Origin of the sequence: Micromonospora sp. 050-3 (assembly GCF_046549335.1) — a bacterium.
Taxonomy (GTDB): Bacteria; Actinomycetota; Actinomycetes; order Mycobacteriales; family Micromonosporaceae; genus Micromonospora; species Micromonospora trifolii.
The window spans coordinates 758,834-780,679 of record NZ_JAJPVX010000003.1 but is presented as its reverse complement, the minus strand read 5'-3'; the positions used below and the strand labels follow the sequence as shown (position 1 = coordinate 780,679).

Sequence of the window (21,846 nt, the reverse complement as noted above, 5' to 3'; positions counted from 1 at the left end):
TCGCGGATCCGTCGGCTCAGACGGGCCCGAGCAGGGCGACCAGCGCGTCGTCGCCCTGGCCGAGCTGCGCAGCGCCCGTCGCTGGCGCGACCAGGAACCGGCGGCAGCCGTCGAGTTCCACGTACCGGTCGGGGCCCGCGCCGTCGAGCGGGCGTAGCACCGCGAAGCGGGTCGCCGGGATGTCGCAGTCGACCACGGCCCGACGGTTGGACAGCGCCCGGAACACGCCCGCCTGGCGCTCGGGTGGCAGCGGCCCGCCGTACACGAAGTCGCCCGCCGGCTTTTCGCCTTCCTGAAGTGACGCGGGCACCTGGTAGACGCAGAGGCGCAGCGGCCCGGCGGCCGGCCGTAGCCCGGGCCCGGCCGGCCCGGGGCTACCGTTCCGGGTTTCCACCCACACCAGGTCCGTCCACTGCTGGGCGCATCCGGCGGCCTCGGCCGCCGCGGATTCGATCTGCCGGATGGTACGGATGTCCACAGTGCTCCACTGCGGTCCGGCCGACGCGGCGATCACCTCGGCGCGAGGCTTGCCGCAGGAGTCCGTCGGGATGTGCGGCCGCAGCCAGCGCCCCCGGTCGTCCACCAGCGCCATCCACGGCGGGACGACCATCTCGAGGGTGCAGGCGACCTCCCCGCCGGTCTGCTCGCTGGGTAGGCGCAGCGCGGTGAGCAGCGGCGCGATCTGCTCGGCGCGTCGCTCGGTGGCGACCTGCTCCTGGCCGCCGTTGGGGCCCGGCCGAATCTCGCGCCCGCAGATCACGGCCGCGACCGGTGTGAACGCCCTGTCGATGCGACCGATCGTCGGCTCTTCCACTGCCGGCGCTGACGTCTCCGTGGTCGGCACCGTGATCATCTCGCCGGCCCGGGGTGCCGCCTTGGCACAGGAGGTCCACCCATCGACGATCTGGGCCGGACCGGGCTCGTCGGCCCCGCCCGGCACGATGTCCGTGCCACCGCAGCCACCCAGCGCCATGCCGAGCAGTGCCACCGCCAGTACCGTCCGGGACAAGCGCATCCGGCTCACCACCCTTCCACCCGGGGATGAGACGGACGACAGACGCGGCTGGTTCCGGCCGGCCGGTCGCCGCACCTCACCTGCGTGATCGACTCGGTTTTCTTGATGTCGGGGTGTCCGGCGGCCCCGGATGCCCCGACTTCCGTGAACGCGAGTCGATCACGCGCCGAGCATCCGGCCGGCGACGTGACGAGGGTGACCGGCGGGGACGTCGCCGGCTGGGCCCGGGGTGCCCGCCGGCAGAATGGCCGGATGGCACATCTGGGACTTGTCGCGCTGCTGGTCAGGGAGTACGACGAGGCGATCGACTTCTACGTCGGCAACCTCGGTTTCGAGCTGGTGGAGGACACCGCCCGACCGGACGGTTCACGGTGGGTGGTGGTCCGCCCGGCGGGGGCCCGGGAGACGGCCCTGCTGCTGGCACGGCCGAGCAGCGCCGAGCAGCAAGCTCGGATCGGCGACCAGACCGGCGGTCGGGTCGGGCTGTTCCTGTACACGGAGGATTTCGCCCGCGACCATGCTCGGATGGTGTCGGCCGGGGTGCGTTTTCTGGAGGAACCGCGGCACGAGGCGTACGGTTCGGTAGCGGTGTTCGTCGATATCTACGGCAACCGCTGGGACCTCCTCCAGCCCCGCAGCACAGAGTGACACATTAGCGACACTCCGCAACAAAGGGTCATCCCGTCACCGTCCGCCATGCTATTGTCCGATGTCGATCTACGCCGCGTGGACCCGGACCGGGTCGTTGTCGGAAGGACACTTCCCGATGCCGGCCGTTGCCACCCCCACCGTGCCGCCGCCCACGTTGGACAATCCGGCCGGCGGGGCCCTGGGCCTCATCTTCACCACGTTGCCAGCGCTGCTGCGGCTGAGCTGCGGGCTGATCGGCGCGGCGGTGGCCGTGTCGGTGCAGACCCCGCCGGTGGAGCAGGCGGTGTTGCTGCCCGCGGTGGCCGTGCTGACCGGCTGGTCCCTCTGGTACGCGCACCGCGCGTTGCGCCACGGCATCGGCCCCGCCCTCGTCGCCGGTGACGTGGCGGTCACCGCCCTGGCCTGCTTCCTCATCCCGGTGCTGGTGGCACCCGAGGTGCTGCCCGGCGAGGGCAGTTGGATCGCCGTGCTGGCCAGCACCACGGTGATCAACGCACAGGCCACCACCTCGGCACGCTGGTCGATCCCGGCCGGGCTACTCGTGATAGCCACCTACGTGACCGGTGCGCAGGCCGCCGGCAATCCCACCGAAGCCAGGGCGCACGCGGCCACGCTGCTGGCACAGACCCTCTGCACGGCGATGATGGCGGCGGTCATGCGCAGACGCATCGGCCGGGCGGACCGCGCCTTCGTCGAACACCAGCGGCTGACCCGGGAGGCGTTGGTGGCGCGTGCCGCCCGCGAGGCCGAACGCCAACAGAATCGCGACCTGCACGACACAGTGCTCGGGACGCTGACCATGGTGGGGCTGGGCGCGGTGGCTGGGCCCTCAACTGTCTTCCGGGACCGGTGCGCGGCCGACCTGCGTACCCTCGTCTCGCTCACCGACGTCGGCCCGGTGGCCGGCGACGGCCCGGTGCCGCTCGACGGGCGGTTGCGGTTGGTGGTCGGTCGGCTGCCCGAGCTTGCGGTACGACTGGATCTGGCGTCCTGCACCGTCCCCGTCGGGGTGGCCGACGCGATCAGCGAGAGCGCCTACGCGGCACTGTCCAACGTGGTCCGCCACGCGTCGGGCGCCGGGGCCACGCTGCGGCTGAGCCGCGACGCGATCGGCGTCGTGGTCGAGGTCGCCGACGACGGCCCCGGCTTCGACCTGGCCACCGTCCCGCCGCACCGGTACGGACTGCGCGAGTCGATCCGCGGCCGGATGGCGACGGTCGGTGGGCGGGCCGTCGTGCACTCGGCCGTCGGCGCAGGCACCCGGATTCGACTGGAGTGGCCCGGTGTCGGCTGACCTGAACGCCTCGGCGCACCCCACCGACGCGCCGGAGGCACCGCACCGCACCAGCGTTCCGACCCCCCGTGAGCCGGACTCCCCCGCGGCGCTCGCCGCGCCGGCCGCCGTGGCGCACGCGTCGGACCGGGGTGCCCGGATCGCCGCCGTCGCCATCGCGTTGGTCTGGCACGTCGCGATCGCGCTGCCGGCGGTGCTGTCCGCCCGCGCGGAGTTCGCCGCGCCAACTGTGGTGCTCGGCGCCTGGATCCTGGTCGCCGTGACCGGCGCGGTGGCCGGGGTACGACTGCTGCAAGGCTCGCCGCTGCCGCCGTGGCCGCTGGCCGGACTGCTGCTGGTCGTCGACGCGGCCGTCTTCGCCGCGGCCGGTGAGCGGCAGTTGTTCACCGCCGCCAACTGGGTGTGGGGCACGCTCGGCTGGTTCTTCGTGCTGGCCGTGTGGGGACGGCGCGTCGTGGGGCTGATCGCGCTCCTCGGCACGCACGCGTCGATCGCCCTGGTCGCCGTGCTCGGGCACGGCCCCGACCCGGCCGACGTGGCCCGCTACGTGATGTACGTCTACGGCACGTTCTCGCTGCCGGTGGCGGTCTTCGTGGGCAGCACCGTCATCGTCGGCCTGGCCCGGGAACGAGCCGCCGTCTCGGCCGCCGGTCACGCGATGGCCGCCGAGCGGGATGCCGCCGAGCGGGGCCTTCGGGACCGCCGGGACCGCCTCGCTCTGGTCAGTTCGGCGGCCGGTCGGGTCCTCGGGGACCTGGCCGCCGGCCAGGTCGACCCGGACGACCCGGAGGTGCAGCGCCGGTGCATGCTGGCCGCCGCCCGGCTGCGCCGGCTGATCGCCGAGTCCGACGATGTGCCCGACCCGCTGTTGCACGAGTTGCGAGCCGCCGCCGACCTGGCGGAGCGCAACGGCCTACCGATCGACCTGGTCACCATCGGCACGCCGCCGCCGCTGCCGGTGGAGGTCCGCCGCCGACTGGCCGACCCGCTCACCGGCACCCTCGCCGACGCCCGGGGATGGGCGCGTCTGACAGTGGTCTCCGGAGCGGACGAGGTGGTGGTCAGCCTGGTCACGCCGGACCGGGAGGGGCCGGAGTCGACCGGCCCACCCCCCGGGGAGCACGACGACGGGCCGGTGCAGTACCTCTACGAACGGGACGGGAACATCAGATGGGCGCAGACCCGGTGGCGGCGGTGACCGGCGACCGGCCGGTCGGGGTGGCGATCGTCGACGACCACCCGGTGGTGGTCGAGGGGGTCCGCGCCTGGCTCGCCACCGAGCCGCGCCTCACGGTGCTCGCCACCGGCGACGACCCGGACGCGGTGCTGCGGGCGGCGCCCGACGCCGACGTCGTCCTGCTCGACCTGCGCCTGCACGGGCGGATGGCGTTGGACAAGTTGGCCGAGCTGAGCGCCGCCGGCCGGCGGGTGGTGGTCTATTCGGAGCACACCGACCCGCAGACGATGCTCGCCGCGTTGGACGCCGGGGCGGTCGCGTTCCTGGCCAAGCACGAGGGCCGGGAACACTGCGTGGAGACGGTGCTGGCCGCCGCGAGCGACCGCCCGTACGTGCCGCCGGCGCTGGCCGGTGCGATGGTCGGCGACCCGCGGCCGGACCGGCCGATGCTGTCCGACAAGGAGCGTGAGGCGCTGCTGCTCTGGTTCCAGTCGATGTCCAAGGCGTCGGTGGCCCGGCGGATGCAGATCAGCGAGCACACCGTTAAGCAGTACGTCGACCGGGCGCGGATCAAGTACACCCGGGCGGGGCGACCAGCTGCCACAAAAGCGGCACTGCTCGCCCGTGCGATCGAGGACGGTCTCGTCCGCCCGGAGGAGATCGGCATCTACCGGTCACAGGCGACGCACGACCGGCCGACCCCCTAACAGGCGTCATGACAGGAGCCCTCTGGTCCGCCAGGCTTCAGTACACAGCCAGCTGACCGGAAGGTCGTGACGATGCACTCCGACGCGTCCCCCTTCTTCATCGGTCCCCACCGGTTCGACGCCCCCGACGACGACGTGGGCCCGACCTTGGACCGCCGCTACAACCTGCGACCGAGGCCCGGTGAGCGGGTGCTCGGGCGATACCCGCTGGTGGTCGCGGGCTACCTGCTCGGGCCGAGCGAGGTGCGACGCCGTTGGCAGCTGCCCGAACCGGTCGCGGTGACCGTCACCGACCAGCGGATCTGCTGGGTGGGCAGTGGCTCGCAGCTGTCGCTGGTCGCCGACGGCACGCACCGGGCCCGACCACCCGCTCGACTGAACGGCCTGATGAGCGGTCAGATCCGCTGGCAGTGGCCGTCCCGGTTGGAGCTGCCGGCGACCGAGCCGGGCGCCCCGGCGCAGCTGCTGATCGTCTGCGACGCGCTGCGCACCATTCAGCAGCCGGCGTTGGCCCTCAGCGGAGCGGCCGCCGAGGTCGTGGCGCTGGCTCGGCAGGTCCGCCGGGCGGTGGCCATGTTCCGGCTCAACCGTCCACAACTTGTCGACCTCTCGGCCCAGGAGCGCGACGTGCTGCTGCTGCGGGCCGGCCCCGCTCTGCTCGCCGGCGACACTCGGATCACGCTGCCCGGCTCGTTGCCTGTGGAGTTCCACTCCCGGGACGACTACTACCGTTCAAGACCTGATCCGACAGCGTGGGGCGGGCTCGCAGGCGGCGCAGCATCCGGGCATCGGTGAAGCCGACCGCCCGCGCGGCGGCTTCCACTGTGGTGCCGTGCCCGATCAGGTGCTCGGCCCGTTCCACGCGGAGCAGCTGCTGGTAGCCGAGCGGGGTGAGGCCGGTGCTCGCCCGGAACAGCCGGGTCAGGGTTCGTTCGGCCACTCTGCCGGCGGCGGCCAGCTCGGCCAGGGGCAGGGGCTCGGCGTACCGGCTGTCGATCAGATCCTGCACCCGATGCACCGAGTCGGACAGGTGTGAGCGGTGCCGCATCAGCGCGCTGGCCTGCGGCTCGTGCCCGTTGCGGCGGGCGTAGACGACCAGCGTGCGGGCGATCTTCGCGGCGGTCGCCGGGCCGTGTCGGGTCGCCACCAGGTGCAGCGCCACGTCGATGCCGCTGGCGATGCCCGCAGAGGTGACCACCCGGTCGTCCACCACGTACAGCACATCGCGGACGACCTGGGCCGCCGGGTGCCGGCGGGCCAGGTCGTCCTGCACCTCGTGGTGGGTGGTGCAGCGTCGGCCGTCGAGCAGCCCGGCCCGCCCGAGCGCGTACGCCCCGGCGCAGACACTGGCCACCGTGCCGCCGGCCGCGTGGTGCTCGGCGAGCCGCAGCAGGTCGCCGGGCGACACCGGCCCCTGCGGCCCGTGCGCCGCCGGCCGCCAACCGGGCACGATCACCAGGTCGTCCCGGGCCAGCTCGGGCCACCGGGTGTCGGCGACCAGGGGTACGCCCTGCACGGTCGGCACCTGCTCGCGCTCGGCGACGTAGTGCAGCTGATAGTCGTACCCGAGGTCGGCGGCGCTGGAGAAGACCTGGGCCGGCCCGGCGAGGTCCAGCAGGTGCAGCTGCGGGACCAGCAGGAAGACGACCCGGGTCACGACGTCAGCCCCGGTGGCCGGCGAGGGTCGCGCCGGTGACCTCGTCCACTGTGCGGATGGTCGCGAAGCGACCGGCCAGCGCGTACTCGGTGCGGGTCACGATCTCCTCGTTCGTCAGGGTGCGCGGGTCGGCGAGGATCTCCGCGACCGTGGCGGTCTCCGGCAGGTCCCGGTGTGGGATGGGGAAGGTCAGCGTGGCGTCGGTGACGAAGGTCATCCGGTAGCCGAGGTCCGCGCCGACCCGGGTGGTGGTCTCCACGCACTGCTCGGTACGGATGCCGCAGGCGGTGATGTCGGTGATGCCCGCGTGGGTGAGCAGTTGCTGGAGGTTCGTGGTGGTGAACGCGTTGTGCGCGGTCTTGACCAGCGTCGGCTCACCCTCGGCGGGGACCAGCCCGTCGATCAGCCGGACGTACCCGAGGGCGGGGTCGAACAACCCGCCAGTGCCGGGCTCCGAGTGCAGGACCCAGACCACCAGGTCGCCGCGCTGCCGGGCGGCAGCCACCAGCCGGTCGACCTGGCGGATCATGTCCGGGTTGGAGCCGTACGCCCAGATCGGGCGCTGACGGAAGGACTCTTGCACGTCGATCACGACGAGTGCTGCTCTGCTCATGACGTCGATCCTGGTCGGACGGCGTTCGCGCCGGCAGACACCATTCTGCCCGGGTGCGGAACGATCCGGCCAACTGGACGTCAGGCGCTGGGGGCGCGGTGTTCGGCGGCGGCGTCCAGAGCGGCGGCCTCCTCCGGTGAGGGCGCGCTGCCGCCCAGGTGCGCGGGCTGCCACCAGGTGTCGTCCGGGCCGGCCGGGGTGTCCGGATAGTCCCGCTGCGCCCGGTCGACGAGGGCGCTGAGCCGTGTGGTCAGCTCGGCGGCCAGCACGTTCGGGTCCGGGAAGTCCGCCGGGTTGATCGGCTCGCCGATCAGGATGGTGATCGGCGTGTGCCGGCGGGTCAGGGTGCGTGGGCGGCCCTTGGTCCAGAGGCGCTGGGTGCCCCACAACGCGACAGGCAGCACCGGCACCTTCGCCGAGCGGGCCATCCGGACCGTGCCGCTCTTGAGCTCCTTGACTGTGAACGACCGGCTGATCGTGGCCTCGGGGAAGACGCCGACGACCTCGCCCTGCTTGAGCGCGCCCACTGCGGCGCGGAACGAGGCCGCGCCGGCCTGCCGGTCCACCGGAATGTGCCGCATCCCACGCATCAGCGGGCCGGAGATCTTGTGCGTGAAGACCGAATCCTTGGCCATGAAGCGGACCAGCCGGCCCGACGCGTTCGCGCCCAGACCGGCGAAGATGAAGTCGAGGTAGCTGACGTGGTTGCTGGCCAGCACCGCCCCGCCCGTGCGGGGTACGTGGTGGGCGCCCTCGATGGTGATCTTCAGGTCGAGGACCCGGAACAGCGTCTTGGCGGCGGCGATAACGGGCGGGTACACGAGCTCCGGCATTCGCAGAATCTACACTGACCGGCTGGGGATCGGCTGGGCGGAGAACCGGCGGCGACGCGGGTGGCGCGCCACCGCCGGTTCGGCGGTCCAGTCGGTCAGTCGCCCAGGTTGTCCAGGTCCAGTCGACCCCGCGCGAACGCGTCCACCCGGCCCCAACGACCGGGGATGTCCAGCACCTCGATGCGACCCATCCCCACCGGCAGCCGTGGCTCGACCGCCAGGTGACCCTCGTGCGGCTCCAGACCGAGCATGGTGCGCAGCAGCAACAGCGGCGTACCTGTCGACCATGCCTGCGGGCTGCACGCCGTCGGGTACTCCACCGGGAACTTGGTCAGCTCCCGCGGGTAGCCGCCGAACGCCTCCGGCAACCGGCCGTCGAAGTACGTGGCCGCGTCCAGGATGCCGTTGGCGATTGTCGCGGCCTCCTCGGCGAAGCCGTAGCGGCGCAGACCCCAGGCGATGAACGAGTTGTCGAACGGCCAGATCGTGCCGTTGTGGTAGCCGATGGGGTTGTAGCGGGCCTCCCCCTCGGCGAGGGTGCGCACCCCCCAGCCGGAGAAGAGCCGCGGCCCGACCAGGTGCGCGGCGAGCTTCTCCGCCCGCTCGGGTTCGACGATCCCGCTCCACAGCAGGTGGCCTATGTTGGAGCTGAGGATGTCGCACTGCCGGCCGTCCGGGTCCAGGGCCAGGGCGAAATACTCGCCGTCGTCCACCCACCAGTCCCGGTTGAACCGCTCCTTCAGCTCTGCCGCCTCCCGCTCCAACTGGTCGGCGAACTCCGGGTCACCCCAGAACTCGCGCGCCAACCGGGCCGCGCGGACCTTCGCGTCGTACGCGTACCCCTGCACCTCGCAGGTGGCCCGTGGAAACGGCGGGAGCGTGCCGTCGGAGTAGGAGATCGAGTCCCAGGAGTCCTTCCAGCACTGGTTCTCCAGGCCGGTGTCGGTGTTGCGTCGCTCGTACCAGATGTAGCCGGTGCCGACCAGGTCGGCGTAGTTGTCGATCCACCTCAGCGCCGCCCGTGACTCCTGCTCCAACTCCTTCACCAGCGCGACGTCCCCGCTCCACCGCTCGTACTCGTCGAGCAGCACGATGAACAGCGGCGTCGCGTCGACCGAGCCGTAGTACGGCGAGTGTGGCTGTTCCTCGAAGGCCGCGGTCTCGCCGTAGCGCATCTCGTGCAGGATGCGCCCCGGGTCCTCGTCCCGGAAGTCGTCGAACCGGCTGCCCTGAAGCGACGCCAGGATGCGCAGCGTCGTCTTCGACAGCTGCGGGGTGAACGGCAGCGTCTGCAGGCAGGTGAGGATGCTGTCCCGGCCGAACATGGTCATGAACCAGGGCAGACCAGCGGCGGGCAGGGTGGCGCCGCCCAGCGACAACGGCGAGAAGCGCAGCGCTGCCAGGTCGATCAGACTGCGCCGGTACGTGCTGGCCACCCGGCCGTGCTCACTGTTGACAGTCGGTGCGTCGGCGATCCACTTCTCCAGGTCGTGCTGGAGAGCGAGCCGCTCGGTGCCGTGTTTGCGGAGCCCGAACCGCAGGTCCCGGCCGCCGGGCCCGACCGCGTGGGTCTGGACGTCGATCGAGGCATCCCACTGCTCGTTGGGCTCCAGGTGGACCGTGTACGCGAAGCCCTTGCTGTCGTACCGGGCGGACATCGACGACGAGATGACAGTCTCCCGCCGGAAGTTCCCCCGCCGGTACCCCAGCCGCAGCCGGTCCGACTCCACCTCGGTGTAGATCTCGCCCTTCTTGTTCAGGATCTCGTCCTTGACCTGGAACAGGTCGGCGAAGTCCGACGCCGCGTCCATCCGGACTTCCAGGTCGACCGGCTTCTCGTCGTGGTTGAGGATGGTCAGCTGCTCACAGAAGCTGCCGCCCACGGTGCGCTCCCGGATGATCGACAGCTTCGCGTCCACGTAGTGCGTGGCCATCCCCGGGACCAGGAAGAATCGCGACTCGAAGTACTGGAGGTCGTCGTAGGAGAGCGAGTTGAGTCGCTCACCGTTCACGGTCAGCACCCAGGTCGACAGGAACCGGGTGTCGATGGAGAAGAGCCCGGTGGGCTCGCTCGGCGTCGCCTCGATGTCACCGGTGTCCTCGCAGACGACGAACGTGTTGCCGTCCAGGATCCGGATCGTGTTGCTCTGCCCCATCAGTGCACCTCCCCGGCGAATCGCCGACGCGGCCCACGGGCGTCCGGGGAACCCGGGAAGATCCGCTCCACCTGTACGACGAGACGAGCGTCGCCCGACACCGTCATGTCCCCCCGCAACAGCGCGGCCAGGCCGTGCTCGCGCCCCGAGGCGATGTCGTCGAAGAGGACCGGGCTCGCGCCGATCACCGTGTCGGCCTCCTGGTCCTCCTGACTGACGTTCAGCCGGCCGTGGTCGATCCTCAGCAGCCAGTGCCAGGTCTGCGCCCCCTCGTGCAGGTCGATCCGCAGCGTCCCGGAGGTCTTGGCCAGCAGAGGTTCGTACCCCCGCCGGTCCAGGTCCTCGAAGAACCTCGTGGTCGCGTCCACCATCGGGTCCACTCCTCCCAGTTGCCGGGCCGGGGATCCCACCCACCGCGCTCGCGTCGCACGGACGGCCGGCGTTGCACGTCCCCGCACGGGTCCCCGCCGCGCCCCCGATCAACCTCGCCCCATTCGGGTGAGCCACCGCCCCGCCCCGGTGGGGACGCCACAGCGCCGGCCCTCCCGGAAAGGGAGAGCCGGCGCGCGCCGCGGCGGACGGGTCAGTTGTTCGGGTCGTCGGCGCTGATGTCGGCCAGGACCGACTGCGGTTCGCGCTCGACCGCGAGGTCACCCATCGACACCAGGCCGATCAGGCGCCCGTCGTCGATCACCGGAAGTCGGCGTACGGCGTACGTCCGCATCAGGTCCGCGGCGGCCACGGCATCGTCGTACTGACTCACCGTGATCACGTCGCGAGTGGTGATCTGGCTCAACCGGGTCGAGCCCGGGTCCATGTTCTCCGCGACACCTCGAACCGTGATGTCCCGGTCCGTGACGATGCCGACCACGCTGTCACCGTCGGTCACCACCACATCGCCAATCGCGCTGTCACGCATCTCCTGCGCGGCGGCGATGAGCGTGTCGTTGCCGTCCATCGTCACCAACCGGGTCGTCATGAACTCTCCGACCGTTGTCATGGTGCTCCTCTCTCGGTGTCGGCACGGCCGTCTACCCGTCGCGCGGGAGGGGGTAACGCCGACGGCCCCGGCCTATCGACGCGGGTGCCGCAGGCGTCGCAGTTCGTAGAGGCCGCTGCTGGTCAGGCTGTAGAACGCGGGCAGCAGCAGGAAGATCACCAGCGCGAACAGCGGGCTGGCCAGGAATCCGACCAGGATCGCCAGCGCGTACCCCAGGAGGCCGACCGCGGCCCGGGCCCGTTCGGCCGGAAAGAACCCGAACGGCACCGTCTGGTCCAGCAGATCGTGATGCCGGGCGAGGTAGTGGTACAGCCCCAGCCAGCTCACCGAGACCAGCACGCCGACCAGACCGTAGACGACCACGCCGGTCCGTTGGTCCGCCTGGTCGCCGTCGCGCATCGCCCGCGAGACGACCGAGGTGGCGAACGGCAGCAGCGCGGTGCTGAACAGCACCCCGAGGTTGTACCACTGGAGGGCCTTTCCGCTGTTCACCACCCGGTTGAAGGCGGCTCGGTGGTTCAGCCAGCCCACCGCCACGTACACGTACGACGTGACATAGGCGAGGTACGCCGGCCACTGCTCGACCAGCGCGTGCAGCAACTGACCGCGGCCGACCCGAGGCGGCTGGAGGTCGAGCACCAGCAGCGTGATGATGATGGCGAAGACCCCGTCGCTGAACGACAGCAGCCGGGAGGTCTCCCGCCGCAGGGTCGGGCCCGCAGGGCCGGTCTCGTCGCTGCTCGTGCCGGCGCCCATCGCCCACCCCCTCCCCGACGTCCCACAACGGCAAAGCAGGTCGGTATACCCGTCGACGGGCGGCGCACCCGCGCTTGGTCTCCGCTGCCTACGGTGGGCGGATGATGACGGGCGAGGAGAAACTGCGGGACCTGGTCGCCGGCAGCGGTTGGCTGACCCGGGCGCTGACAGTGGTGCGTGACTCCGGGCTGCCGGACGCCTGGATCGGCGCGGGCGCCCTGCGCGACCTGGTCTGGGGCGAACGGTACGGCGACGGGTTCGACCCGGCGCGGGTCCGCGACGTGGACGTGGTCTTCTTCGACCCGGCGAGACTGACCCGCGTCGACGACGACCGGGCCACCGCCCGGCTGGCGGGGATGTGGCCGCAGCCGCCGTGGCAGGCGCGCAACCAGGCGGCGGTGCACACCTGGTACGCGGCCAAGTTCGGCGGCGACCCGATCGAGCCGTACCGCAGCGTGGCCGAGGCGGTCGCCACCTGGCCGGAGTACGCGACAGCGGTGGCCGTCCGCCTGGACCCGGTCGACCGGCTCAAGGTCTGCGCCCCGTACGGCCTGACGGATCTACTGGGCGGGGTGTGGCGGCACAACCCGGCCCGGGTGGACGTGGCCCGGTCGCGGCAGCGGTTGGCCCGGCACCGGCCGGCGCAGCGCTGGCCCGGCGTGACAGTGATCGAGCCGGGCTGATCGGCTGTGGGCGGGTCAGCCTCGGGGCGGCATGCCGTAGAGCCGCTCGACGTGCAGGCGTAGCACGATCCGTCCCTCGTCGACCATGGCCTGGCGGTACTCGTCCCAGTCGGGGTGTTCGCCGCTCAGCCCCCGGTAGAGCGCCACCAACTCCTCGACCGTGTCGTCGCCGAGCTCGGTGGCCGGCGGGGTCATTTCGGCGCGACCCTCGACCACCGCGTACGCCCAGCCGTCCTCGCTGCTGACGTGGAGGCTGGCACGCGGGTCGCGACGCAGGTTGGCGGTCTTGGCGCGGCCGTCGGTGACCGAGACCCGGATCAGGCCACCGTCCCGGTCGAAGGAGTAGAGCACCGTGGACAGTTGCGGACGCCCGTCCCGCTTGATGGTGGCGAGCACGCCCATCGAGCGCCCGGCCACCAGATCGGTCAACGCCTGCTGGGTGCTGTCATCCGGCATCGTGTCCTCCAGGTTGGACGATCGTCTCCGACCCATCCAAGCACGACCGGCCGGCCGCCGCGGGCGACCACCCCGGAACGGCAGGGCGACCACCCGGAACGGCACCGAGCCCCCGCCGACGTACGGCGAGGGCTCGGCGTTTCGGCGATCGTGCCGGTCAGCGGCGCTCCGCGGCGACCAGCTCGGCGAGTTGCACAGCGTTCAGCGCGGCGCCCTTGCGCAGGTTGTCGTTGGAGCAGAACAGGGCCAGCCCGTACTCGACGGTCTCGTCGGCGCGGATCCGGCCCACGTAGGTCGGGTCCTGGCCGGCGGCCTGCAACGGCGTCGGGACGTCGGTCAGTGCCACCCCGGGCGCGGCGGCCAGCAGTTCGTGGGCGCGCTGCGGGGTGAGCGGCCGGGCGAACCGGGCGTTGATCTGGAGCGAGTGCCCGGTGAACACCGGCACCCGGACGCAGGTGCCGGAGACCAACAGGTCAGGGATCTCCAGGATCTTGCGGCTCTCGTTGCGGAGCTTCTGCTCCTCGTCGGTCTCGAACGAGCCGTCGTCGACGATCGAACCGGCCAGCGGGAGGACGTTGAAGGCGATCGGCTGGGCGAAGGAGCGCGGCGCGGGGAACTCCACGGCCGACCCGTCGAAGGCCAGCCCGGCGGCATGCTCGGCCACCTTGCGGACCTGCTCGTCCAGTTCGGCGACGCCGGCCAGCCCGGCGCCGGAGACCGCCTGGTAGGTGGAGACGACCAGGCCGACCAGGCCAGCCTCGGCGTGCAGAGGACGCAGCACCGGCATCGCGGCCATCGTGGTGCAGTTGGGGTTGGCGATGATGCCCTTGGGGCGGTCCAGGGCGGCGTGCGGGTTGACCTCGGCGACCACCAGTGGCACCTGCGGGTCCATCCGGAACGCCGACGAGTTGTCGATCACCACGGCGCCGGCCGCGGCGACGCGGGGCGCCAACTCCCGAGCGGTGCCCTTACCGGCCGAGAAGAGCACGATGTCCAGCTCGGAATAGTCAGCGGTCGCGGCGTCCTCGACGATCACCTCGCCGTCGCGCCACGGCAGCGCCCGCCCGGCGGACCGCGCCGAGGCGAACAACCGCACCTGCTCCGCTGGGAACTCCCGCTTCGCCAGCACCTGCCGCATCACGCCACCGACCTGGCCGGTGGCCCCCACAATGCCGATCCTCATGTCCGCGAGGCTACCGACCCCACCCCCGAAACCGGGACCCCTTTCCCACCCCCCGGGTCCCACCTCACACCCCGCCCCACAACTGTCGATCAAGAGGTTTGCGTCAGGGACCGTGCTCCGGATGACGCAAACCTCTTGATCAACGGCGTTGTCCGGCGGGGGTCACGGGATGAGTGTTCCCAGGGCGGTGGACTCCAGGTCGGCGCGGATCACTGCGGCGTCGCCCTCGATGACCAGGGTGAGGGCCTCCGGGTGCAGGTGGGTGGCTGCCGCCGCGGAGACCTGGTCCACGTCGGCGGAGAGCAGCGACTCGCGCAGCCGCGCGTGGTAGTCGTCCGGCAGGTCGTGCACCACCAGGGTGGTCAGCGCGGAGGCGATCGCCCGGGGGCTCTGCAACTCGACCGAGAGCTGCCCGGCGCGCCAGGAGCGGGCCACCTCCAGCTCGTCCTCGGTCACCCCGGTGGCCTGGGTACGGGTGATCTCGCCCACCGCCTCGACCAGGGCCGGCGCGGTGACGGCCGTCTGCACACCGGAGCTGACCGCGAACCGACCGAACCGCCGCGATGCCGCGAAGTCGCCCCGGATGCCGTAGGTGTAGCCGTGCACCTCGCGCAGCAGGTGGTTGAGTCGGGAGGTGAACGCCCCGCCGAGCACAGTGCCGGCGAGCGTCATCGGTACGTGGTCGGGGTGCGCCCGGTGTGGTGACGGGTGGCCCAGCCGCAGCGTGGACTGCACCGAGCCGGGCCGGTCCACCAGGATGATCCGCCGTTCGCTGTGCAGCGGCACCTCGATGGGGCCGCCCCGCACGGCGGGGCCACCACCGGTGCCGGCGAACGCCGCGGCGGCCAGCGCGTCCAGGTCGATCCGGTCCAGGTCACCGGCGACGATCAGGGTGCCGGGGCGCAGGAACCACTCGGAGTGGAAGACCGTGACGTCCTCCACGTCCAACCCGGCGACCGACTCCGGGTCGCCGTGCATCGGCCGTCCCCAGCGGTTCTGCGCGCCGAACAGGTCGGCGCGCAGCGCGGCGTCGGCGCGCGGGCCGGGGTTGGCCCAGTCCATCCGGAGCGCGGTCGCCTCGTCGTCGCGGACCCGGCGTACGTCGGCGGGGTCGAGTTTGGGCGTCCGGACCGCCTCGGCGAGCAGTTCCACTGCCGCACTCAGCCGGTCCACCGGGATCACCACGCTGGCCTGGAACGAGTCCCAGTCCAGACCGGTCGACAGCGCGGTGCCGAGCCCTTCGACGGCGAGCGCGTACGCGGCGGCGTCCCGCTGCGCGGTCCCCTCCTCCAGCGCCTTGGCCAGCACACCGGACAGGCCCTCCTTGCCCACCGGCTCCTGGCCCGCGCCCACGTCGAGCAGCAGCAGGGCCACGGCGAGGTTCTGCCCCGGCAGGTGCGCGGCGACGACCTGACCACCGGCCGCGGCGCGGCGGACCACCGGCGGGAACCGGTACGGGCGGGCGGCGCCCGGGCCGGGACGGTCGGCGATCAGCGTCATGAGGTCTCCTCGGGCAGGTAGGTCAGGGTCACCCGGTCGGTGGCGAGCACGTCGGCGGCGGCCTCAGCGATCTGCTCGGCGGTGACAGCGAGCAGGGCCGGCAACTGCTCGGCGATGCGGGCCGGGTCACCGAACTGCGTGGTGTACCGGCCGAGCAGGTCCGCGCGGCCGTCGACTGTCGACAGCTGACGCCACCACCCGGTGCTGAGCAACGCCTTGGCCCGATCCAGCTCGGCGGCGGTGACCGGCACTGTGGCCAGCTCGTCGACGACGTCGGCAAGCCCTTCGGCCAGCCGCTCGGCGCTCACTCCGGGGCGGGCGGTGGCGGTGGCGATCAGCGGTGCCGGGGCGTGTGCGAGGTCCACCCCGTACGCCCCGACCAGATCCGGCTGTGCGATCCGCTCGCCGTCGGCGAGGCGCTGGTAGAGCCGGCTGCCCCGGCCGCTGCCCAGGATGGTGGCGAGCACGGTGATCACGTTGTATCCCGGGCTGCCGAACGGGTAGCTGCGGTGGGCGATGTAGACCCGTGGCGCCGGCACGTCGGCGCTCACCGACTCGACGGCCGTCTGCCCGGTCGCTGGGACATTGCGGCCGTCCGGTGCCGGCGGGATGTCGTCGCGGGCGGGCAGCGCGCCGAAGTACTTGTCGGCGAGCGCGAACACGTCGGAGGCGGTGGCGTCGCCGACCACTGTGAGCACCGCGTTGTTCGGCGCGTAGTAGGTCTGGTGGAACGCCTGGAAGGTGGCCAGGTCGGCGGCGTTCAGGTCGGCCATCGAGCCGATCGTCGCGTGGTGGTAGGGGTGCCCCGGCGGGTAGAGCAGCGGCAGTAACCGCAGCCAGGCATCGCCGTACGGCACGTTCTCGTAGCGCTGCCGGCGCTCGTTCTTGACCACGTCCCGCTGGTTGTCCAGCGTCTCCTGGGTGAGGGCGGGGACCAGGCCGCCCATCCGGTCGGCCTCCAACCAGAGCGCCAACTCCAGGTGCTCGGCCGGGACCGTCTCGAAGTAGTTGGTCCGGTCCGGGTTCGTGGTGGCGTTGAGCGAGCCGCCGGAGCCCTGGATCAGCTTCATGTGCTCGGTCTTCGCCACGTTCACCGAGCCCTCGAACATCAGGTGCTCGAAGAGGTGGGCGAAGCCGGTCTGCCCGGCCGGCTCGTGCCGGGAGCCGACGTCGTACCAGAGGTTGACGGCCACGGCAGGCGCGGTGCGATCCTCACTCACCACCACGCGCAGGCCGTTGTCCAGTCGGGACGTCTGAATGGGCCAGGGGTAACCGCTGTCGGGCATGCCCCGACGCTATCCGATCTCGGGGGCGGAAAGGTGACGTGCGGTCGGTCGGCGAGCCGACCCGGGCGGCATCGGAGCCGTCGTGCGGGGTACCGGAGAGCAATGACCGTCACACCACCTCCGTCCCGGGCCGCCAGCGCCGTCGAACGCGCCAGCATCGCACTCGGCCGGCTGCGCCGTGGCCGGCTGCTGCATCCGGCCGGTCGCTCGTTCGTCGGCGAGACGGTGATCTGGGGTACGCCCGGACCGCCCACCGGGGTCCCCCTGCTGGACGAACCCGGCCGGTACCGGACCACCGTCCGGCTCTCCAAGGGAACGCCCACGCCCGGCAGTTGGCCTGATGTCCTGGGCCTCGCGCTGCGCCTGCACGGCGACGGTGGCCGGCCGTTCGACCTGCTGGTCAGCTCCAGTGGCGCGGCCCCGGTGCTGCGAAACCTGCCGCTGCCCCGACGTCGCTTCACCGGCACCTACAGCACGATCACGTGCTACCGCGCTGGTCGACGCCGCCTCTGGCTGGCCGCGCTGGCCGACCCCGACTCGGCCGACCTCGGTCGCAGCCTGGCCACGGCGGTCGCCGCGACCCGGACGGACACTCCGCGCCTGGTGCTCGCGGTCGCGTCGGCGGTGGGGTCCTGGCGGCTGGTCGGGCAGGTCAGCCTCGGTGCCCAGCTCAGCGCCGAGGAGGACGCGGCGCTCGCGTTCGACCCGGTGCGCAACCTGCCACCCGAGCTGCGGGTGGCAGGTCCGCTGGCCTGGCTGCGCGACCAGACCTACCGGGGGTCGCGGCGGGCCCGTGGGGTGACCGCTCAGTCCGGAGGTTCGACCGCCGCCACTGTCTGATCCGAGGTACGACGTTCCAGCACCGTGTCCGGGGCGGCGTTCTGGTCCGCCGCGCGGAGGTCGGAGTCGGCGAGGATGGCCTCCGCCTGCGCCTCCGGGTCGTCGCTGCCCACCGCCTTCTCCTCGGGCAGGAGGTGGTGCGCCCGGGACTCCACCCGGTCCTGATCGCTCTGCTCGTGTGTCATGGCACCCCTGTTACCCCGACCGCCCCCCCGGCACGCGATCTTCGCCCCGCATCTTGGGACGACAGGACGGGCGACCGCCTCCGGTCGGGTACGCTGGCCCGGTGACGCGTTCCTATCGATGGTTTAGGCAGCCGGCTCGCACGCCGGTGACTTCACCATGAACTGACGTCACCACGGACCGAGCCGGCTGGGCAGGAGCTGTCGTTCCTGCCCTTTTGCGTACGAGCAGCCGGCTCGTCCCGGGCACCGGCCCCGGGCACGGTCGGCGGAAGGATGCCCACCGTGACGACCCCGGAGACCGATCGGGTCAGCGATCAGCGGATCGACCGCGTCGTGCCGCTGACCACGCCCGCCCTGCTGCACCACGAGTTGCCCCTGGACGCCCCGCTCGCGTCGGCCGTGTTGACCGGCCGCCGCGCGGTCGGTCGCGTGCTGGACCGCGAGGACGACCGCCTGCTGGTGGTGGTCGGCCCCTGCTCGGTGCATGACCCGGCCGCCGCCCTCGACTACGCGCAGCGTCTGCGGACGGCAGCCGACCGGCTCGCCGACGACCTGCTGATCGTCATGCGGGTCTACTTCGAGAAGCCGCGCTCCACCGTCGGTTGGAAGGGCCTGATCAACGACCCGGGCCTGGACGGCAGCGGGGACGTCAACACCGGTCTGCGGCTGGCTCGGGCGCTGCTGCTCGACGTGCTCCGCCTCGGTCTGCCGGTGGGTTGCGAGTTCCTCGACCCGATCACCCCGCAGTACATCGCGGACACGGTGGCCTGGGGCGCGATCGGCGCCCGCACCGTGGAGAGCCAGGTGCACCGCCAGCTCGCCTCCGGCCTGTCCATGCCGATCGGCATGAAGAACCGCCCGGACGGCAGCATCGGCACGGCCGTGGACGCGATCCGCGCCGCCGGCGTGCCGCACGTCTTCCCCGGCATCGACTTCTCCGGCACCCCGGCGATCATGCACACCCGGGGCAACACCGACGGGCACCTGGTGTTGCGCGGCGGGGGTGGCCGACCCAACTACGACGCCGAGTCGGTCGCCGGGGCGCTCGACCTGCTCCGTGCCGCCGACCTGCCGGAGCGGTTGGTAATCGACGCCAGTCACGCCAACAGCGGCAAGGACCACCGCAACCAGCCGCTGGTCGCCGCGGACGTGGCCGCCCAACTGGCCGCCGGCCAGCGTGGGATCACCGGCGTGATGCTGGAGTCCTTCCTGCTGCCCGGCCGGCAGGAGCTCGACCCGACCCGGGAACTGGAGTACGGCCGGTCGGTCACCGACGCCTGCCTGGGCTGGGACGACACCGCCGAGGTGCTCGACCACCTCGCCTCTGCGGTGCGGGCCCGCCGGGCCACGCTGCCGACGACTGTGTGACCGCCGACACCACTGCGTACGGAACACGAGCGGGGGTCGGCTCGTTGTCAGGGGTGTCGGTGTGTCCAGTGTCCCCGGGCCTCACCTAAATAGCCTTCGCGGAATACCGTCCGGCTGGAGCCGCGTAGTGCCACTCGCCGAGAGGCGACCTGCACACCGACACCAGCGCCGCCCCCGGCCCACAGGGCCGGGGGCGGCGCTGTCTGTACGTGGGCCGGGGCGCAAGCCGGGGGTGCGACAGGGCCCCCGTCACCCGTCTTTCCCGGTCATACGATTGATTGGTGAGCGAGATGTCGAACGACCTTGGCGCGTTTCTGAGTGCTCGAAGGGCGCTGGTGACACCGCAGCAGGCCGGCATCCCCGAGGGGGGTGTGCGCCGTGTTCCGGGCCTGCGCCGCGAGGAGGTCGCCATGCTCGCCGGCGTCAGCGCTGACTACTACCTGCGCTTGGAGCGGGGCCGCGACCGCAACCCGTCCGTGCAGGTGCTCGAGTCCATCGCACGCGTCCTCCAACTCGACGACGAGCACCTGGCGTACCTGCTGAAGCTGGTTGCTGACACTCCCCGAAAGCGCAGACGTCGACAGCGCAAGGAAACCGTGCCAATCGGTGCGCTCAAACTCCTGGGCTCCCTCGTCCAGCCCGCCTTCGTCGAGGGACGGTATTTCGACATCCTCGCCTCGAACAGCCTCGCCAGAGCCCTCTCCCCACGGCTCGCCGAAGGGGGGAATCAGCTCAGGGATCTGTTCCTGAACCCCGCCGAGCAGGCAATGCACCCGGATTGGGAAAACATGACGGAGTGCTTCGTCGCGAACCTGCGACAGGCCGTGGGCACCGACATAGACGACACCCGCTTCATCGAACTCACCGGAGAGCTCTCGTTGGCGAGCGCCCGATTTCGTCAGCTCTGGGCGCGTCACGAAGTACGTGGACAGCGCGGAACGCCGATTCGGCTCAATCACCCGCAGGTCGGGGAGCTGACCCTCAATCGGGAACGGCTGAGCATCGCCGGAGCGGATGGCCTGATGCTCGTCGTCTACCACCCCGACGCCGGGTCGAGCGACGCGGAGAAGCTGACCCTCCTCGCCTCCGCGGGCCTACCCGCGATCCGCGAGCCACAGGCGGTCGAGCACGCCAGGACCTGAAATCTGCCGGTGGCAGTTTCGAGCGATCAGAGGGGGTCCTGTCAGACCCCGGTCTCAAGAGGGCTCCGGGTACGTCGACCCTCGCTGGCTAGCGTTCGCGACATGACCGTCACATTGATCACCGGGGCCAACAAGGGCATCGGCTTCGAGACCGCCAGGCAGCTTCTGGAACTGGGGCATGTCGTCTACATCGGCGCGCGTGACGTCGAGCGGGGCGAGCAGGCCGCCGCGGCGCTCGGAGCGCGATTCGTCCAGCTCGACGTCACCGACGACGTGTCCGTGCGCACCGCACTGGCCACGATCGACGCGGCCGAGGGCCGACTCGACGTCCTGGTACACAACGCGGGCATTCTGGAGACCGGGCTCGACGGCCCCGCCGCGCTGCGATCCTTCGACACCAACGCTGTGGGAATCGTGCGCGTCACGGAGGCGGCGCTGCCCCTGCTGCGCAAGTCCTCGAATCCCAACGTCGTCACCATCTCCAGCAGCGCCGGATCGTTCTGGGCGGTGAACAATCCTGAGCGACCGGAGTTCGGCATGTCGCTCGCGTTGTACTCGGCCTCCAAGACCGCGGCCACCATGCTGACCGTCCAGTACGCCAAGTCGCAGCCGGGCATCAAGTTCAATGCCCTCGAACCGGGCACCACCGCCACCGACATGACCGCGCCCTTCGGGATCGGTCGACCGGCCGAGGAGAGCGCCCGACAGGTCGTACGCCTGGCGACCCTTGAGCCGACCGGGCCGACGGGGACCTTCCAGGACGAAGCAGGGGCACTGCCCTGGTGAGGCCCCGTACGTCGGCCGTCGGCGTGACGTTTGACCGATTCCGCCCCGGGTAGCTGATCGACGTGACCGACGACGCATCCGTGGCCGGCGAGCCGGGCACCCAGGCCCTCGACGACCTCCTCGACGACGTCTTCCGGGCGCAGGAGCGGGTCGAACAGGGGGAGATCTACCGCCGGGCGGTGGCCGCCGAACTGCCGCCGGACCTGCTCGCCCGCATCGACGCGCTCCCCGAGGGTGAGTACTCGGTGGACGAGGCCAGCGACCTGCTGGGCGGCTCCCTCGGATGAGTGAGGCAGAAGGGACACCGACATGACAAACCACGAGGACCACGACGAGAAGGTGCCGGCGCTGGGTCAGCCCCCGAAGGGCAGGGACACCACGCCCGAGCCGGACTTCGCCAACGAGCACGACCGCACGGCGGTGGATCGGGACATCATCACCGGGGCGGACGAGGACGAACGGGAGCCGGAGTCGCCGCACGGCTGGTCCGGCATGCAACGTTGAGGCGTACGAGAGAGGGGGGCCGGCGTCTGCCGGCCCCCCTTTTCGTGTCCTGCT

At 71.6% G+C, this 21,846-nt stretch carries 25 protein-coding genes; 12 read left to right on the top strand and 13 right to left on the bottom strand.

Annotation, left to right across the window (positions count from 1 at the left end):
- Positions 1-16: 16 nt before the first annotated feature.
- Positions 17-1,015: a hypothetical protein gene (locus ACLJOK_RS31685; protein WP_410822135.1), complete on the bottom strand. Its 999-nt coding sequence runs from the start codon at positions 1,013-1,015 to the stop codon at positions 17-19.
- A gap of 252 nt (positions 1,016-1,267) precedes the next feature.
- Between ACLJOK_RS31685 and ACLJOK_RS31680 the strand changes: the two genes are divergently transcribed.
- The 5 genes from ACLJOK_RS31680 (at position 1,268) to ACLJOK_RS31660 (ending at position 5,639) form a co-directional block, all read left to right on the top strand.
- On the top strand, positions 1,268-1,663 hold the full coding sequence (locus ACLJOK_RS31680) for a VOC family protein (RefSeq protein WP_410822134.1): 396 nt from the start codon (positions 1,268-1,270) through the stop codon (positions 1,661-1,663).
- A gap of 118 nt (positions 1,664-1,781) precedes the next feature.
- Positions 1,782-2,960, top strand: a complete 1,179-nt coding sequence (locus tag ACLJOK_RS31675; RefSeq protein ID WP_410822235.1) for a sensor histidine kinase — start codon at positions 1,782-1,784, stop codon at positions 2,958-2,960.
- Complete coding sequence (locus ACLJOK_RS31670) at positions 2,950-4,158, top strand: hypothetical protein (RefSeq protein ID WP_410822133.1); 1,209 nt, start codon at positions 2,950-2,952, stop codon at positions 4,156-4,158. Before ACLJOK_RS31675 ends, ACLJOK_RS31670 begins: the two co-directional genes overlap by 11 nt.
- Positions 4,131-4,844, top strand: coding sequence for a response regulator transcription factor (locus ACLJOK_RS31665; RefSeq protein WP_238678153.1), 714 nt, complete (start codon positions 4,131-4,133; stop codon positions 4,842-4,844). Before ACLJOK_RS31670 ends, ACLJOK_RS31665 begins: the two co-directional genes overlap by 28 nt.
- A 72-nt stretch (positions 4,845-4,916) precedes the next feature.
- The gene (locus tag ACLJOK_RS31660) at positions 4,917-5,639 is read left to right on the top strand and encodes a hypothetical protein (RefSeq protein WP_410822132.1); all 723 of its coding nucleotides are present in this window, start codon (positions 4,917-4,919) and stop codon (positions 5,637-5,639) included.
- Here ACLJOK_RS31660 and ACLJOK_RS31655 read toward each other — a convergent pair.
- The 7 genes from ACLJOK_RS31655 to ACLJOK_RS31625 form a co-directional block, all read right to left on the bottom strand.
- A complete protein-coding gene (locus ACLJOK_RS31655) occupies positions 5,521-6,501 on the bottom strand; it encodes a GlxA family transcriptional regulator (RefSeq protein ID WP_410822131.1) in 981 nt (326 codons plus the stop codon). The two genes, ACLJOK_RS31660 and ACLJOK_RS31655, sit on opposite strands and share 119 nt — an antisense overlap.
- 4 nt (positions 6,502-6,505) lie before the next feature.
- Entirely contained in the window at positions 6,506-7,114 is a 609-nt protein-coding gene (locus ACLJOK_RS31650) for an isochorismatase family protein (RefSeq protein ID WP_410822130.1), read from the bottom strand.
- 80 nt (positions 7,115-7,194) lie between these two features.
- Complete coding sequence (locus tag ACLJOK_RS31645) at positions 7,195-7,947, bottom strand: lysophospholipid acyltransferase family protein (RefSeq protein ID WP_410822129.1); 753 nt, start codon at positions 7,945-7,947, stop codon at positions 7,195-7,197.
- A 95-nt stretch (positions 7,948-8,042) separates the two neighbouring features.
- Positions 8,043-10,103: a glycogen debranching N-terminal domain-containing protein gene (locus tag ACLJOK_RS31640; RefSeq protein WP_410822128.1), complete on the bottom strand. Its 2,061-nt coding sequence runs from the start codon at positions 10,101-10,103 to the stop codon at positions 8,043-8,045.
- Positions 10,103-10,474: an SCP2 sterol-binding domain-containing protein gene (locus ACLJOK_RS31635; protein ID WP_355500961.1), complete on the bottom strand. Its 372-nt coding sequence runs from the start codon at positions 10,472-10,474 to the stop codon at positions 10,103-10,105. The genes ACLJOK_RS31640 and ACLJOK_RS31635 overlap by 1 nt, the downstream gene beginning before the upstream one ends.
- Positions 10,475-10,686: 212 nt before the next feature.
- On the bottom strand, positions 10,687-11,103 hold the full coding sequence (locus tag ACLJOK_RS31630) for a CBS domain-containing protein (RefSeq protein WP_091405600.1): 417 nt from the start codon (positions 11,101-11,103) through the stop codon (positions 10,687-10,689).
- Positions 11,104-11,175: 72 nt separating this feature from the next.
- Positions 11,176-11,859: a TMEM175 family protein gene (locus tag ACLJOK_RS31625; RefSeq protein WP_410822127.1), complete on the bottom strand. Its 684-nt coding sequence runs from the start codon at positions 11,857-11,859 to the stop codon at positions 11,176-11,178.
- Between the two features lie 101 nt (positions 11,860-11,960).
- On the opposite strand from ACLJOK_RS31625, the gene ACLJOK_RS31620 reads away from it, so the two are divergent.
- Complete coding sequence (locus tag ACLJOK_RS31620) at positions 11,961-12,542, top strand: nucleotidyltransferase family protein (protein ID WP_410822126.1); 582 nt, start codon at positions 11,961-11,963, stop codon at positions 12,540-12,542.
- 15 nt (positions 12,543-12,557) lie between these two features.
- Here ACLJOK_RS31620 and ACLJOK_RS31615 read toward each other — a convergent pair whose 3' ends face one another.
- The 4 genes from ACLJOK_RS31615 to ACLJOK_RS31600 all read right to left on the bottom strand — a co-directional run bounded on the left by ACLJOK_RS31615 (position 12,558) and on the right by ACLJOK_RS31600 (position 16,967).
- Entirely contained in the window at positions 12,558-12,998 is a 441-nt protein-coding gene (locus ACLJOK_RS31615; protein ID WP_410822125.1) for a PPOX class F420-dependent oxidoreductase, read from the bottom strand.
- A gap of 157 nt (positions 12,999-13,155) precedes the next feature.
- Positions 13,156-14,181 carry an aspartate-semialdehyde dehydrogenase gene (locus ACLJOK_RS31610; protein WP_410822124.1) on the bottom strand — a complete coding sequence of 342 codons (1,026 nt, stop codon included), beginning with the start codon at positions 14,179-14,181 and terminating at the stop codon, positions 13,156-13,158.
- Between the two features lie 162 nt (positions 14,182-14,343).
- Positions 14,344-15,681 carry a M16 family metallopeptidase gene (locus tag ACLJOK_RS31605; RefSeq protein ID WP_410822123.1) on the bottom strand — a complete coding sequence of 446 codons (1,338 nt, stop codon included), beginning with the start codon at positions 15,679-15,681 and terminating at the stop codon, positions 14,344-14,346.
- Positions 15,678-16,967, bottom strand: coding sequence for a M16 family metallopeptidase (locus tag ACLJOK_RS31600; protein WP_410822122.1), 1,290 nt, complete (start codon positions 16,965-16,967; stop codon positions 15,678-15,680). The genes ACLJOK_RS31605 and ACLJOK_RS31600 overlap by 4 nt, the downstream gene beginning before the upstream one ends.
- A gap of 102 nt (positions 16,968-17,069) precedes the next feature.
- Between ACLJOK_RS31600 and ACLJOK_RS31595 the strand changes: the two genes are divergently transcribed.
- Positions 17,070-17,807, top strand: coding sequence for a phosphodiesterase (locus ACLJOK_RS31595; protein ID WP_410822121.1), 738 nt, complete (start codon positions 17,070-17,072; stop codon positions 17,805-17,807).
- On the opposite strand, the gene ACLJOK_RS31590 is transcribed toward ACLJOK_RS31595, so the two are convergent.
- A complete protein-coding gene (locus ACLJOK_RS31590) occupies positions 17,774-17,992 on the bottom strand; it encodes a hypothetical protein (protein ID WP_410822120.1) in 219 nt (72 codons plus the stop codon). The genes ACLJOK_RS31595 and ACLJOK_RS31590 overlap by 34 nt on opposite strands.
- Before the next feature lie 273 nt (positions 17,993-18,265).
- On the opposite strand from ACLJOK_RS31590, the gene ACLJOK_RS31585 reads away from it, so the two are divergent.
- From ACLJOK_RS31585 to ACLJOK_RS31565, 5 genes are all read left to right on the top strand, one after another.
- On the top strand, positions 18,266-19,360 hold the full coding sequence (locus tag ACLJOK_RS31585) for a 3-deoxy-7-phosphoheptulonate synthase (RefSeq protein WP_091405633.1): 1,095 nt from the start codon (positions 18,266-18,268) through the stop codon (positions 19,358-19,360).
- Positions 19,361-19,650: 290 nt separating this feature from the next.
- Positions 19,651-20,502: a helix-turn-helix domain-containing protein gene (locus ACLJOK_RS31580; RefSeq protein WP_410822234.1), complete on the top strand. Its 852-nt coding sequence runs from the start codon at positions 19,651-19,653 to the stop codon at positions 20,500-20,502.
- 102 nt (positions 20,503-20,604) lie between these two features.
- Positions 20,605-21,288, top strand: coding sequence for an SDR family NAD(P)-dependent oxidoreductase (locus tag ACLJOK_RS31575; protein WP_410822119.1), 684 nt, complete (start codon positions 20,605-20,607; stop codon positions 21,286-21,288).
- Positions 21,289-21,341: 53 nt separating this feature from the next.
- Entirely contained in the window at positions 21,342-21,575 is a 234-nt protein-coding gene (locus ACLJOK_RS31570) for a hypothetical protein (protein WP_410822233.1), read from the top strand.
- A 22-nt stretch (positions 21,576-21,597) separates the two neighbouring features.
- Positions 21,598-21,792 (top strand): hypothetical protein, encoded by a 195-nt coding sequence (locus tag ACLJOK_RS31565; protein ID WP_238670449.1) that lies wholly within the window; start codon positions 21,598-21,600, stop codon positions 21,790-21,792.
- Positions 21,793-21,846 lie beyond the last annotated feature (54 nt).